This is a genomic window from Limimaricola cinnabarinus (assembly GCF_002723615.1).
GTDB lineage: Bacteria > Pseudomonadota > Alphaproteobacteria > Rhodobacterales > Rhodobacteraceae > Limimaricola > Limimaricola cinnabarinus_B.
This window is the reverse complement of sequence record NZ_KZ304964.1, coordinates 52,250-64,858: the sequence shown is the minus strand read 5'-3', so window position 1 is coordinate 64,858 and position 12,609 is coordinate 52,250. Positions and strand designations below refer to the sequence as shown.

Genomic DNA, 12,609 nt, shown 5'->3' with positions numbered 1-12,609 from the left:
CGGGATCAATCCCCCGCCGCGCGGCCCCGGAGCGCGATGATGCCGCGCGGCCGGAACTGGATGAAGATGATGACGGCGACGATCATCCATGTCTGCGCCGCCAGCGTGTTCGAGGGGTTGAGCACCTCGATGCCCTTTTGCAGCCCGCCGATCATCGCGGCGCCCGCCAGCGTGCCCCAGATGTTGCCGACGCCGCCCACGACCACGGTCATGAAGCTCTGCACGATGTAATCGGCGCCCATCTCGGAGGTGACCTTGGCATAAAGCCCGATGGCGACACCGGCGATGCCCGCGATGCCCGAGCCCAGGCCGAAGGTCAGCATGTTGACCCGGTTGGGATCGATGCCGACCGAGGCCGCCATGCCGGGGTTCTGCGTCACCGCGCGGGTCTCGAGCCCGAGCCGCGTGCGCTTCATCAGAAAGAGGAAGAAGCCGAGGAACATCAGCGCCAGCACGAAGATCGCGATGCGGATATGGCTGATGCCGACCACGTCGTTGACGATCCAGGCGCCGCCCAGCCAGTCGGGCGCGGTGAGCGGGCGGGCCTGCGTGCCGAAGATGATCTTGGCGAGCTGCTGCAGCGCGATCGAGATGCCGAAGGTGGCGAGAAGCGTCTCCAGCGGCCGGTGGTAGAGATGCCGGATCACCAGCCGCTCCATCGCGACGCCCGCGACAAAGGTGACGATGAAGGCCGCTGGCAGCGCCGCGATGAGCGACAGCGTCCGGTCGGGCACGATCTGCTGCACCAGATAGGCGGTATAGGCCCCCATCATGATGAACTCGCCATGCGCCATGTTGATCACGCCCATCACGCCGAAGGTGACGGCGAGGCCGATCGCGGCGAGAAAGTAGATCGAGGCCAGCGACAGCGCGTCGAGCCCGATGTCGACACCCTGCAGCGCGCCGACACGAATGCCGATCGAGGTGATCGCGGCGCGGGCGGCGTCGGTGACGGCGGCCGAAGGCTCGGCATAGACGTCGAAGAAATCATGCGCCCCGAGCATCGCCGCCACGTCGCTCTCCTCGACGCGCGGCGGTACGAGGCCCTCGCGCGCCAGCGCGTCATAGGCCCGCGCGCGCGCCGCCGGATCGCCGAGCGTCTCCAGCGCCACACCGCCGACCCGGCCGCCCTCGCGGTGGGCCTCTAGCGCCGCGCGGATATCGGCCGCGCTAGGGCGGGCGGGTGCCAGCCCCGCGTCGACCAGCCGCGCATAGGCGGCGGTGATCGAAAGCTCTTCGCCGCCAGGCTGCAGCGCGCGGGCGAGGTTGCCCTCGGGCGTGGCGCCCGCGGGCACCACGGCGAGGCGCGTCGTCAAGAGCGGGTTGAGCGCGGCGCGCGTCTCGACGGCGGTATCGGTCGACAGCGCCTCGATCGCGGCGACACGCCCGGCCTCATCCGTGCCGAAGCGCATGGTGAGGAGCCGCTCGAGCCGGATCTTGCGGGCGTGCAGGTCGGCGTCGGTCTCGGTCTCGATCGCGGCGCGCAGCGGGGCCAGCAGCTCGGGCTCGGGATCGCGCGAGATCGACACCAGCGCCTCGCGGCGCCGCGCCGGGTCGGGATCGCTGAGCTGGAACTGCACCAGCGCCGTGCCGATGAGCGCGCGGATGCCGCTGTTGGGCTTGATCTGTGCCATGGCGTCGGTCTCTGCCGGGCCGATCCTCTCGCCGGTGTCGACATCGACAAGGATTTCGGCCCCGCCCTCCTCGATCACCCGCCAGAAGCGCCCCTCGCCGTCGCGCCAGAGCGCCTTGTCCTGCCAGGCCTGAAGCACCGGCTGCACCCGTGGCAGGCCGCTGGCGACGATGGCCTCGATCGCGGGCTGAATGGTGCGGCGCGAGCTTTGCTCGATCAGATCGCCCTGCTCTTGCAGAAGATCCTGCACCGGCCCTGCCTGCGCGGCGACGGCCCCGAGCGTCAGCCACAGCGCCGCCAGCGCCGTCTTGAATATCCGTGTCATCCGATAGCCCCCCTGGGTGGCCGGGGCGCGCCGCGCCCCGGCCTATCCGTGGTCAGTAGTTCGACTTGGTCTGCACGCAGGTCTCGGTCTGCGTGTTGTACATGCCGCAATCGAGCGCCTGCCAATCCGAGGTCAAAAGCGCGCTCTCGGGCAGAAAGTCGGTCCAGGCGTCGCCCGGCACCGGGTCGGTCTGGGTCAGGATGTCGAACTGGCCATCCTCGGTGATCTCGCCGATCAGCACCGGCTTGGTCAGGTGATGGTTGGGCAGCATCTCGGCGGTGGAGCCGGTCAGGTTGGCAAAGGTCTGGCCGTACATCGCGTCGCGCACCGCGTCGACCTCGGTGCTGCCGGCCTCCTCGACCGCCTGCGCCCACATGTTGAAGCCGATGTAATGCGCCTCCATCGGATCGTTGGTGACCCGGCTTTCGCCCATCTTCTCCTTCCACTTGGCGACGAAGGCCTCGTTGGCCTCGCTCTCGGCCGACTGGAAGTAGTTCCATGCCGCGAGGTGGCCGACGAGGTTCGAGGTGTCGAGACCCGAGAGCTCCTCCTCGCCCACAGAGAAGGCGATGACGGGGATGTCCTCGGCCGAGACGCCCTGCGCCGCCAGCTCCTTGTAGAAACCGATATTGGCGTCGCCGTTGATGGTCGAGATCACGCCGACCTTCTTGCCGTCGGCGCCGAGCGCGATCACGTCGGAGACGATCTTGGACCAGTCGGAATGGCCGAAGGGGGTGTAGTTGACGAAGATATCGGCATCCGCCACGCTCTGATCCTTGAGATAGGCCTCGAGGATGTTGTTGGTGGTGCGCGGATAGACGTAGTCGGTGCCCAGCAGCGCGAACTTCTCGACGCCCATCTCCTCGATCATGTAATCGGTCGCGGGGATCGCCTGCTGGTTCGGCGCAGCGCCGGTGTAAAAGACGTTCTTCGAGCTTTCCTCGCCCTCGTACTGGACCGGATAGAACAGCAGCCCGTTGAGTTCCTCGACCACCGGCAGCACCGACTTGCGGCTCACGCTCGTCCAGTTGCCGAAGATCACGTCGACCTCGTGCACCGACAGAAGCTCGCGCGCCTTCTCGGCAAAGAGCGGCCAGTCGGAGGCCGGGTCGACGACGACCGCCTCGAGGTCGCAACCCAGAAGGCCGCCCTTGGCGTTCTGGTCCTCGACCAGCATCAGCACGGTGTCCTTCAGCGTCGTCTCGGAGATCGCCATCGTGCCCGAGAGCGAGTGAAGCACGCCAACCTTGATCGGGCAGGACGCGTCCTGCGCCGCGGCGGGGAGGGCGGCCAGCCCGAATGCTGCGGCCATGGCGAGGGTGGAAATCTGCGTGGTCATGTCACTGTCTCCCGCGGGACGCGGGGTCGGCATTGCCCGGCCGGGCCGCCGACACTAGATTTCGTCCCGCAACATCGTTGCACCCGGGGGCGGACGTCGAGAGCTGCAATTCCTGCGGCCGTCCCCACTTCCCGCCCTGACCGGCCCTGATCGGCCCGGCGGCGGATGCGCCCAATCTCTGTCCGGCGGCGCGGTGGTGGCAAATCCCCGGGGCGGCAATTCGGCCCCCGCCCGCAAACATGCCCGCATTTTATGCATATGCCTGCGACCTTGCCGCAATCGGCGGCAGCCGCTCTGCCGCGGCGCGGCGAAACGGCGCAAGCTCTGGCAGTCCCGCTTCGGGAGGGCGCAACAAGGTGGCACGACACGAACCGGGAGAGCCGCCATCCTGCACCAATTACCATATGTCGCCCCGCCCCGCGCACGCGGCGCGCTGCGCATCGCGGCGCGGGCCAAAGGCGGCACCAGCCGCCTGTCGCTGCTGCGCCAGGAGGGCGCGCTCCGGGCGCTGTTTCCCCGCCGCGCGGGCGTGGTCGAGGCGGTGACGCTCAACACCTCCGGCGGCGCCACCGGCGGTGACAGCCTTGCCATCGAGGCCGAAGCGGGGCCGGGCGCGCATCTGCGGCTCACCACGCAGGCCGCCGAACGCGCCTATCTCAGCTCCGGCGGCCCGGCGGCCGAAATCCGCAATAGGCTCACCGTCGCGCCCGGCGCGCGGCTCGACTGGCTGCCGCAGGAGACGATCCTCTACGAGGGCTGCGATCTCGACCGCCGTCTGACGCTCGACCTCGCCCCCGGCGCCCGCGCGCTGATCGTCGAGCCGGTGATTTTCGGCCGCGCCGCCATGGGCGAGCGGCTGCGCGACGCGCGCTTCCGCGACCGGATTGAAATCCGCCGCGACGGCATGCCGCTCTATCTCGACGCGCAGCGCTTCTCGGGCGACGTCACCGCGCATCTCGCCCGCCCGGCGGTGGCCTCCGGCGCGGGCGCGATGGCCGGGCTGATCTTCGCCGCGCCCGAGGCCGAGGCGCATCTCACCCCGATCCGCGCCGCCCTGCCTGCCACCGCCGGCGCCAGCCTGCGTGCCCCCGATCTTCTGGTGCTGCGGCTTCTGGCCGAGGACGGCTTCGCGCTGCGCGCGGCACTGCTGCCGGTGCTCGACCGGCTGACCGACGGCACCCTGCCCGCCTCATGGAGACTTTGAGATGAACCTCACCCCCCGCGAAAAGGACAAGCTGCTGGTCGCCATGGCCGCCGAGGTGGCGCGCCGCAGGCTGTCGCGCGGCGTCCGGCTCAACCACCCCGAGGCGATCGCACTGATCACCGACGCCGTGGTCGAGGGCGCGCGCGATGGCCGCTCCGTCGCCGACATGATGCAGGCGGGGGCCGAGGTGGTGACCCGCGCGCAATGCATGGAGGGCGTGCCGGAGATGATCGAGGAGGTGCAGGTCGAGGCGACCTTCCCCGATGGCACCAAGCTCGTCACCGTGCATGACCCGATCCGCTGATATGCCGAAAGGACCGATGATGACCCGCATCCTCTTCGCCACCCCGCTCATCCTGCCCGCCCCCGCGATCGCCCATGCGGGCGGCACCCATGTTCCGACCGGCTGGGCCGCCCTGCTGGCGGGCGCGGCGCTGCTGATGGCGGCGCTGATCCGGGGGAGGCGCGCATGATCCCGGGCGAGCTGATGCCCCGCTCGGGCGAGATCGAACTGAACGCGGGCCGCGAGGCCATCACGCTGATGGTCGCCAATACCGGCGACCGGCCCGTGCAGGTCGGCAGCCATTTCCACTTCGCCGAGACCAATCCCGGCCTCGAATTTGACCGCGCCGCCGCGCGCGGGCGGCGGCTCGACATCGCCTCTGGGACCGCCATGCGCTTCGAGCCGGGCCAGCGCCGCGAGGTGCGGCTGATCGAGATCGGCGGCGACCGGAAGGTCTATGGCTTCCAGGGCGACGTGATGGGAGACCTCTGATGGCCACACGCATTCCCCGGGGCGACTACGCCTCCATGTACGGCCCCACCACGGGCGACAGGCTCCGCCTCGCCGATACCGACCTCGTGATCGAGGTCGAGCGCGATCTCACCACCTATGGCGAGGAGGTGAAGTTCGGCGGCGGCAAGACCATCCGCGACGGCATGGGCCAGAGCCAGCGCACGCGCGCCGAGGGCGCGGTGGACACGCTGATCACCAACGCGCTGATCCTCGACCACACCGGCATCTACAAGGCCGATGTCGGACTGAGGGACGGCCGCATCCATGCCATCGGCAAGGCGGGCAACCCCGATACCCAGCCCGGTGTCGACATCATCGCCGGCCCCGGCACCGAGGTGATCGCGGGCGAGGGCCGCATCCTCACCGCCGGCGGCTTCGACAGCCACATCCACTACATCTGCCCGCAGCAGATCGAGGAGGCGCTCGCCTCCGGCGTCACCACCATGCTCGGCGGCGGCACTGGCCCCGCGCATGGCACGCTCGCCACCACCTGCACGCCGGGGCCGTGGCACATGGCGCGGATGCTGCAATCGGCCGATGCCTTCCCGATGAACCTCGCCTTCGCGGGCAAAGGCAACGCCTCGCTCCCCGAGGCGCTGCACGAGCAGATCCTCGCGGGGGCCTGCGCGCTCAAGCTGCACGAGGATTGGGGCACCACCCCCGCCGCCATCGATTGCTGCCTACGGGTGGCCGACGAGACCGGCGTGCAGGTGATGATCCACACCGACACGCTCAACGAGGCGGGCTTCGTCGAGAACACCGTGCGCGCCATCGCCGGGCGCACCATCCATGCCTTCCACACCGAGGGCGCGGGCGGCGGCCACGCCCCCGACATCATCAAGATCTGTGGCGAGCTCAACGTCCTCCCCGCCTCGACCAACCCGACCCGGCCCTTCACCGTCAACACGGTCGAGGAGCATCTCGACATGTTGATGGTCTGCCACCACCTCGACAAGCGCGTGCCAGAGGACATCGCCTTCGCCGAAAGCCGGATCCGGCGCGAGACCATCGCCGCCGAGGACGTGCTCCACGACATGGGCGCCTTCTCGATCATCGCGTCGGACAGCCAGGCCATGGGCCGGGTCGGCGAGGTGCTGATCCGCACATGGCAGACCGCCGACAAGATGAAGCGCCAGCGCGGGCGACTGCCGGAGGAGACCGGCGAGAACGACAACCACCGCGCCCGCCGCTACATCGCCAAATACACGATCAACCCCGCCCTCGCCCATGGCCTCGCCCACGAGATCGGCTCGATCGAGCCGGGCAAGCGCGCCGACCTCGTGCTCTGGCACCCCGCCTTCTTCGGCGTGAAGCCCGAGATGGTGCTCTTGGGCGGGCAGATCGTCATGGCGCAGATGGGCGACCCCAACGCCTCGATCCCGACACCGCAGCCGGTCCATCTGCGCCAGATGTTCGGCGCCTATGGCCGCGCGGTCGAGCATGCGGGCGTCACCTTCGTCTCGAAGGCGGCGCAGGAGGGCGGGCTGCGAGACCGGCTCGGTCTCGCCAAGCAGACGATCGCTGTGGACGACACCCGCCATGTCACCAAGCGCGACCTGAAGCTCAACGACGCGCTGCCCGCCATCGAGGTCCACCCCGAGACCTACGAGGTGCGCGCCGACGGGGTGCTACTGACCTGCGCGCCCGCCGAGGTGCTGCCGATGGCGCAGCGCTACTTCCTGTTCTGAGGTGATCCGATGACCGACCTTCCCGCCGCCCGGATTCTGCACCGCAAGGGCCAATGGTCCGGCCCGCATGAGAGCTGCGCGCTCGATTACGAGGGCCGATTCCTGCGCCGCAAGCGTCTTGAGATGGCCTCGGGCCGCCCCTTCCTCGTCGACCTCGCGCAGACCACCTCGCTCGAAGCGGGCGACGCGCTGGAGCTGTCCGACGGCCGCCGCGTGCGCATCGACGCCGCGCCCGAACCGCTCACCGAAGCGCGCGGCGATCTCGTGCGTCTGGCCTGGCATGTCGGCAACCGGCACACGCCCTGCGAGATCCGCCCCGATTGCCTCGTGATCCGCCGCGATCACGTCATCGCCCACATGCTGGCGCATCTGGGCGCCGATCTGCGCGACACCACCGGGCCCTTCACCCCCGAGGGCGGCGCCTACGGGCATGGCCGCACCCATGCGCATGAGCATGTGGCGACCGCCCATGCTCACTGATCTTCAGGCGCTGACCCTCGCGCGCTGGCTCTCGCCCGGCTACCCGGTCGGCGCCTTCGCCTATTCGCACGGGCTCGAGCGCGCCATCGCGGATGGTTGGGTGCGGGATCGCGACAGCCTCGAGGACTGGCTGCGCGACACGCTGGAGCATGGCACAGGCTTCAACGACGCGCTGCTCTTCGCCGCCGCCCATGCCGCGCCGGATCAGGCCCATGCCATCGATGCCACCGCCCGCGCGATCACCGCGAGCCATGAGCGGCTGATCGAGACCGCGCGGCAGGGCGCGGCATTCGCGCGCACTGAGTCGCAGGTCTCAGACGCCTCGGGCGCCCACCTCGCCTACCCCGTCGCGCTCGGCGTGGCGGCGGCGCGACACGGCCTGCCGCTGCGCCCGGCCCTTGCAATGTATCTCCAGGCCTTCGCCGCCAATCTCGTCTCGGCGGCGCAGCGTCTGATGCCGCTGGGCCAGACCGAGGGGCAGCGACTGCAAGCCGCCCTTGCGCCGCTCTGCGCCGGGATTGCCGAGACGGCCGCCCGAAGCTCACTCGATGATCTCTCCTCTACTACCTTTCTCGGCGACATCGCCGCGATGCGCCACGAGACCCAGCAACCCAGGATCTTCGCGACATGACCTCCATGAACGGCCCCCTGCGCATCGGCATCGGCGGCCCCGTCGGCGCCGGCAAGACGACCCTGACCGCCGCGCTCGCCCGCGCGCTGGCGCCCGCGCATTCCATTGGCGTCATCACCAATGACATCTACACCCAAGAAGATGCCGAAGCGTTGATGCGGATGCAGATTCTCCCCGGCGACCGGGTGATCGGCGTCGAAACCGGCGGCTGCCCGCATACCGCGATCCGCGAGGATGCGAGCCTCAACCTCGCCGCCGTGGCCGAGCTGGAACGGCGGCATCCGGGGCTGGAGGCGGTGCTGATCGAGTCGGGCGGCGACAACCTCTCGGCCACCTTCTCGCCGGAGCTGGCCGACGTGACGGTCTACGTGATCGACGTCGCCGCCGGAGAAGAGATCCCGCGCAAGGGAGGTCCCGCGATCACCCGCTCGGACCTGCTGGTGATCAACAAGACCGACCTCGCGCCGCATGTCGGCGCCTCGCTTGAGGTGATGGAACGGGACGCGGCCCGGATGCGCGGGCCGCGTCCCTTCGAATTCTGTTCCCTGCGCCATGGCAAGGGCGTGGAGGAAGTGCTCGATCACCTGCGCCGGATCGGCGGGCTGGCGCAGCCGCACCCAGCCTGAACCTCGGGGAAGGGGGTGACGGCGCCGCACGGGCGGCACCGCGCAGGTTTCAAGCGCGCGGAACCGCGCGACGCGCCGCGTCGCGCGCCATCTGCACGATCCCCTCCCGGTCGCAGCCGAGATCGGCGAGATCGCGGTCAGAGAGCCGCGACAGTTCGGCCACGGTTCGGCGATAGATACACCGCCGCTCGGTCGAGGCGGCAAGATCGCCGCGCAGCGCCGCAAAGCGGCCGTAGAGGGTCGGGAAGTTGTGGTCTTCGAAAGTCCGGGGCATGTCGGCCTCCATGGTTTCGCCGCGATGCGGCATCGCTTGCAAGCCGATGGTGGAGCCAGATCGGCGACCCGACCAGCCCCACCGCCGCGACCCTGTCATGACCGTCCTGCAAGGCTCTGCGTGGGCTTTCGCCGCTCTCCGTTCTTCCTTTGCATCGCGTTTGGGCAGTCGCGTCGAACCTGCCCCTCTGGTGAGCGCTCCGACCCTCCCAGGCCCGCATGACGCGAAATCCCGAGTGGACCGCGGAACCCGGCCTCACTCAGCCGCACGCGGCTGCTGGGCTGCGGCGACCAGCGCCGCGAGCTCGGGACGGCAGCCGCCGCAGCTCGTGCCCACCCCGAGCGGGGCACCGATCGCCTCGACGCTCATCGCCCAGCTGCTCTTGATCGCGGTGAGGATGGCGTTCACGCCTACTCCGAGGCAGGCGCAGAGCGTCGGCTGACCTGCTCCCTTGCGAGTCCTCGTTTATAGGTTAGCTCTGTTCAGGGTTTGGTCGTCTTCAGCCCGTTGGTGATACTCGCGAGGCGTCAGCCCGTCGAGGCTCGTATGGGGGCGGTGGTGGTTGTAGTCGTCCCGCCAGGCCTCGATCAGTTGGCGGGCATGGCGTAGGTTCGAGAACAGGTGCTCGTTTAGGCATTCGGTCTTAGGTAGCAGATGCACCAAACCCCGCCTTTGGAGACCGGGCGGGAACAGGATGGGAACATGTTTCGCGTAGCGAGGCGACCATGTCCCAGCATTTCCTGCTTTCCGCTGCCGCCCGAACCCTGTCGCTCAAGACGATCTACGAAGAAGGAGAAGACGCCGCGTATCGGCGGTTCTGTCGGCTGCGATGGCCCGAGACGGGGGGCGCTCGGGGGCCTTGTTGCACAAAGCCCGTATAGGATTCATTTCATGAATCCAGAGTGGTAGGTTGTGGGCATGAGCAAGCCCACCCCCGCGACCTACAAGACGACGAACTGGCCGTCCTATAATGAGGCGCTCAAGCGCCGAGGCTCGCTGACGATCTGGTTCGACCCCGAGATGAAGTGGGACGCTGCGCCCACCGGTAAGCGCGGTCGCCAGCCGACCTACAGCGATGCCGCCGTCCAGAGCTGTCTCACTATGAAGGTGCTGTTCGGCATGGCGTTGCGCCAGACCACGGGTTTCGTGGAGAGCCTGTTGAAGCTGGTCGGCTTAGACTGGACGGTGCCAGATTTCAGCACCCTGTCGCGTCGCCAGAAGACCCTCGCTGTAAACATTGCCTATCGCGGCTTCAGAGGCCCGCTGCACCTGCTGGTCGACAGCACCGGGATCAAGGTTGAGGGCGAAGGCAAGTGGCACGCGCGCAAGCATGGTGGCATCAAACGGCGCGTCTGGCGCAAGATCCACCTCGGGATCGACGAGCAGACGCTGGAGGTCCGGGCGGTCGAGGTCGCCGGGAACCACATCGGCGATGCGCCGGTGCTGCCTGATCTGCTCAGCCAGATCCCACCTGAGCAGGAGATCGGCAGCGTGACCGCAGACGGGGCCTATGACACGCGCAAATGCCACGATGCCATCGCGGATAGAGGCGCCTACGCCGTCATCCCGCCCCGCAAGAACGCCAAACCCTGAAAGCCGACCACGGCCGGTGCGGTGGCACGTAACGAAGCCCTGCGCGCGTCGAAATATCTGGGGCGAGCGATCTGGCGAAACTGGAGTGGATACCACCGCCGAAGCCGCGCCGAGATAAAAATGAACTGCATGAAGCTGCTGGGGCAGCGCCTCATGGCGCGGGACTTCGATCGCCAGGTCGCCGAGGTCCAGATCCGCATTGCCATCATGAATGGATATACCGCTCTCGGCATACCCGTCAGAAAGGCCGTGGGCTAAGTGTATCCGGGGAAAGGGGAAGTCCGGTCAGCAAGAAATTTGTGCAACAAGGCTTAGCGAATGCCGTATCAGTGATGCGTCCGATGTCATGGCAAAACTCCTTGGAAAATTACGATAACGTGAGCCAGCCCCGGGAACGCCCGTTCTCAAGCCTCCGTTGAAACTTGGAGTCGATGCTTTGCTCAAGGACTTGTCATGTCGATTACCCGTCGAGGTCTTTTCGCGATGTCTGCGGCCATAGGGGCTGGGCTCGTGGGGCCACCTTGGTTGGCGAGAGCGCGCGCTCAGAGTGGCCTTGCCGATTGGATTGCGGTCCGGGAACTCTTCGACCTCTCACCCGACCGTGTCCATATGAGCACCATGCTCCTGACGTCGCATCCTGCGCCGGTGCGTGAAGCCATCGAGAAGCATCGCCGCAACCTCGACGCCGATCCCGTCGAATATCTGGAAGAAAACGGTGACGCCCTGACCGAGGCGAGCCGCAGCGCGGCGGCCGATTATCTGGGCATGAACCCTGCGCACATCGCCCTCACGGACAGTACGACGATGGGGATCGGGCTGATCTATTCTGCCCTCGATCTTGGCCCCGGCGACGAAGTCCTGACCACCGACGAGGACTACTACGTCACCCACCATGCCCTGCGCCACCTGTCGGAGCGCACAGGGGTCACGATCCGGCGGATCTCCCTGTTCGACGACGTGCGCGAAACGACGCGGCAGGAAATCGTCGACCGCATTCGCGCCGAAATTCGGCCAGAAACGCGGATGCTGGCGCTGACATGGGTGCATTCGAGCACCGGCTTGAAGATCCCCGTCGCCGAGATCGCAGGCGTGGTGCGAGAAGCGAATGCCGCGCGTGACGAGGACGAGCAACTGCTGTTCGGCCTAGATGCCGTGCACGGCTTCGGCGTGGAGACCGAGAACTTCTTCGAACTCGGCGTCGATTTCTATGCGGCCGGTTGCCACAAATGGCTCTTCGGCCCGCGAGGGACCGGGATCGCCGCCATCAGCGAGCGGGGACTCGCGCTCACCCGGCCGACGATCCCGACCTTCGACGACAGCACGGTCTTCTCGGCATGGTATCGCGAGGAAGATATTCCGGCCGGTAACAACGGCCCGCGCATGACACCCGGCGGCTTCAAGCCGTTCGAACATTGCTGGTCCCTACCCGAGGCATTCGAGTTGCATGCACGGATCGGCCGGGAAGACATCGCCATACGCACGCATGAACTCGCGTCCGTGCTGAAGGAGGCGCTGTCTTCGATCGATGGGGTCAAGGTCCACACGCCCCGTGATGCGGAACTGTCCTCTGGAATCGTGGCCTTCGACGTGGAGGGGCTCGGCTCCGAAGCGGTCGTGTCCCGGCTGAGAAAACGCTCCATCGTCGCCTCCGTCGCGCCGTATCCATCGGCGCTGGTCCGGCTGACCCCCAGCATCAGGAACACGCAGGAAGAGGTCGAGCAGGCGGCCGCTGCGGTGCGGGAGATCGCCTGAACCCCGCGACTGTCCCTCGTCAGCGCCTCTGGGATATCTGAATTGATTTTGTACCGGAGGGTTTCTGGCTCATCGTAACCACCGAGGAGTGGAGATGAGACAGAAACCCGGAACAGTCAGACCAGCGGCGGAGTCGCTGGTGAAGGACATCCGTCGGCGCACCTGGAAGCATCATTCGGCTGATGAAAAGCTTCGCATTGTTTTGGAGGGGCTGCGCGGCGAGGACAGCATTGCCGAGCTCTGCCGGCGCGAGGATCGCCACAAGCTC

The 12,609-nt window shown here is 67.7% G+C and carries 12 protein-coding genes and 5 pseudogenes; 12 read left to right on the top strand and 5 right to left on the bottom strand.

Going from position 1 to position 12,609, the window contains the following annotated elements; all coding sequences use genetic code 11:
• Positions 1–5: 5 nt before the first annotated feature.
• Both urtB and urtA read right to left on the bottom strand, forming a co-directional pair.
• Positions 6–1,958: an urea ABC transporter permease subunit UrtB gene (gene urtB / locus CJ301_RS13190; RefSeq protein WP_099277856.1), complete on the bottom strand. Its 1,953-nt coding sequence runs from the start codon at positions 1,956–1,958 to the stop codon at positions 6–8.
• 52 nt (positions 1,959–2,010) lie between these two features.
• Positions 2,011–3,297 (bottom strand): urea ABC transporter substrate-binding protein, encoded by a 1,287-nt coding sequence (urtA, locus tag CJ301_RS13185; protein WP_099277855.1) that lies wholly within the window; start codon positions 3,295–3,297, stop codon positions 2,011–2,013.
• Positions 3,298–3,493: 196 nt separating this feature from the next.
• Between urtA and CJ301_RS13180 the strand changes: the two genes are divergently transcribed.
• The 8 genes from CJ301_RS13180 to ureG are packed head-to-tail and all read left to right on the top strand — an operon-like array spanning position 3,494 to position 8,722.
• Positions 3,494–4,501 carry an urease accessory protein UreD gene (locus CJ301_RS13180; protein WP_367869649.1) on the top strand — a complete coding sequence of 336 codons (1,008 nt, stop codon included), beginning with the start codon at positions 3,494–3,496 and terminating at the stop codon, positions 4,499–4,501.
• A 1-nt stretch (position 4,502) separates the two neighbouring features.
• Positions 4,503–4,805: an urease subunit gamma gene (locus CJ301_RS13175; RefSeq protein WP_099277854.1), complete on the top strand. Its 303-nt coding sequence runs from the start codon at positions 4,503–4,505 to the stop codon at positions 4,803–4,805.
• Positions 4,806–4,824: 19 nt separating this feature from the next.
• Entirely contained in the window at positions 4,825–4,974 is a 150-nt protein-coding gene (locus CJ301_RS18790; RefSeq protein ID WP_162620529.1) for a hypothetical protein, read from the top strand.
• Entirely contained in the window at positions 4,971–5,276 is a 306-nt protein-coding gene (locus CJ301_RS13170) for an urease subunit beta (protein ID WP_099277853.1), read from the top strand. The genes CJ301_RS18790 and CJ301_RS13170 overlap by 4 nt, the downstream gene beginning before the upstream one ends.
• On the top strand, positions 5,276–6,985 hold the full coding sequence (gene ureC / locus CJ301_RS13165; protein ID WP_099277852.1) for an urease subunit alpha: 1,710 nt from the start codon (positions 5,276–5,278) through the stop codon (positions 6,983–6,985). Before CJ301_RS13170 ends, ureC begins: the two co-directional genes overlap by 1 nt.
• 9 nt (positions 6,986–6,994) lie before the next feature.
• Complete coding sequence (locus tag CJ301_RS13160) at positions 6,995–7,465, top strand: urease accessory protein UreE (RefSeq protein ID WP_099277851.1); 471 nt, start codon at positions 6,995–6,997, stop codon at positions 7,463–7,465.
• Positions 7,455–8,096: an urease accessory protein UreF gene (locus tag CJ301_RS13155; protein WP_099277850.1), complete on the top strand. Its 642-nt coding sequence runs from the start codon at positions 7,455–7,457 to the stop codon at positions 8,094–8,096. Before CJ301_RS13160 ends, CJ301_RS13155 begins: the two co-directional genes overlap by 11 nt.
• Positions 8,093–8,722, top strand: a complete 630-nt coding sequence (gene ureG, locus CJ301_RS13150) for an urease accessory protein UreG (protein WP_099277849.1) — start codon at positions 8,093–8,095, stop codon at positions 8,720–8,722. The genes CJ301_RS13155 and ureG overlap by 4 nt, the downstream gene beginning before the upstream one ends.
• A 49-nt stretch (positions 8,723–8,771) precedes the next feature.
• Here the strand turns inward: ureG and CJ301_RS13145 are convergent, their stop codons facing one another.
• The 3 genes and pseudogenes from CJ301_RS13145 to CJ301_RS13135 form a co-directional block, all read right to left on the bottom strand.
• Positions 8,772–8,996, bottom strand: a complete 225-nt coding sequence (locus CJ301_RS13145; RefSeq protein WP_099277874.1) for a DUF1127 domain-containing protein — start codon at positions 8,994–8,996, stop codon at positions 8,772–8,774.
• 255 nt (positions 8,997–9,251) lie between these two features.
• A pseudogene (locus tag CJ301_RS13140) lies at positions 9,252–9,416 on the bottom strand ((2Fe-2S)-binding protein); the annotation flags it as partial.
• Between the two features lie 45 nt (positions 9,417–9,461).
• A pseudogene (locus CJ301_RS13135) lies at positions 9,462–9,641 on the bottom strand (integrase core domain-containing protein); the annotation flags it as partial.
• Positions 9,642–9,721: 80 nt separating this feature from the next.
• On the opposite strand from CJ301_RS13135, the pseudogene CJ301_RS13130 reads away from it, so the two are divergent.
• The 4 genes and pseudogenes from CJ301_RS13130 to CJ301_RS13115 all read left to right on the top strand — a co-directional run.
• Positions 9,722–9,844: pseudogene (locus CJ301_RS13130) on the top strand (IS1595 family transposase); the annotation flags it as partial.
• A gap of 70 nt (positions 9,845–9,914) precedes the next feature.
• Positions 9,915–10,847: pseudogene (locus CJ301_RS13125) on the top strand (IS5 family transposase).
• Positions 10,848–11,198: 351 nt separating this feature from the next.
• Positions 11,199–12,341 carry an aminotransferase class V-fold PLP-dependent enzyme gene (locus CJ301_RS13120; protein WP_162620528.1) on the top strand — a complete coding sequence of 381 codons (1,143 nt, stop codon included), beginning with the start codon at positions 11,199–11,201 and terminating at the stop codon, positions 12,339–12,341.
• A gap of 94 nt (positions 12,342–12,435) precedes the next feature.
• A pseudogene (locus CJ301_RS13115) lies at positions 12,436–12,594 on the top strand (IS3 family transposase); the annotation flags it as partial.
• Positions 12,595–12,609: the final 15 nt, after the last annotated feature.

What these genes read in the sequence shown, in the direction of transcription:
- ureC (WP_099277852.1), top strand. Translation starts at nt 5,276, where the DNA reads ATGGCCACACGCATTCCCCGGGGCGACTACGCCTCCATGTACGGCCCC.
- urtB (WP_099277856.1), bottom strand. Translation starts at nt 1,958, where the DNA reads ATGACACGGATATTCAAGACGGCGCTGGCGGCGCTGTGGCTGACGCTC.
- CJ301_RS13160 (WP_099277851.1), top strand. Translation starts at nt 6,995, where the DNA reads ATGACCGACCTTCCCGCCGCCCGGATTCTGCACCGCAAGGGCCAATGG.
- ureG (WP_099277849.1), top strand. Translation starts at nt 8,093, where the DNA reads ATGACCTCCATGAACGGCCCCCTGCGCATCGGCATCGGCGGCCCCGTC.
- urtA (WP_099277855.1), bottom strand. Translation starts at nt 3,297, where the DNA reads ATGACCACGCAGATTTCCACCCTCGCCATGGCCGCAGCATTCGGGCTG.
- CJ301_RS13170 (WP_099277853.1), top strand. Translation starts at nt 4,971, where the DNA reads ATGATCCCGGGCGAGCTGATGCCCCGCTCGGGCGAGATCGAACTGAAC.
- CJ301_RS13145 (WP_099277874.1), bottom strand. Translation starts at nt 8,996, where the DNA reads ATGCCCCGGACTTTCGAAGACCACAACTTCCCGACCCTCTACGGCCGC.
- CJ301_RS13155 (WP_099277850.1), top strand. Translation starts at nt 7,455, where the DNA reads ATGCTCACTGATCTTCAGGCGCTGACCCTCGCGCGCTGGCTCTCGCCC.
- CJ301_RS18790 (WP_162620529.1), top strand. Translation starts at nt 4,825, where the DNA reads ATGACCCGCATCCTCTTCGCCACCCCGCTCATCCTGCCCGCCCCCGCG.
- CJ301_RS13175 (WP_099277854.1), top strand. Translation starts at nt 4,503, where the DNA reads ATGAACCTCACCCCCCGCGAAAAGGACAAGCTGCTGGTCGCCATGGCC.
- CJ301_RS13120 (WP_162620528.1), top strand. Translation starts at nt 11,199, where the DNA reads ATGAGCACCATGCTCCTGACGTCGCATCCTGCGCCGGTGCGTGAAGCC.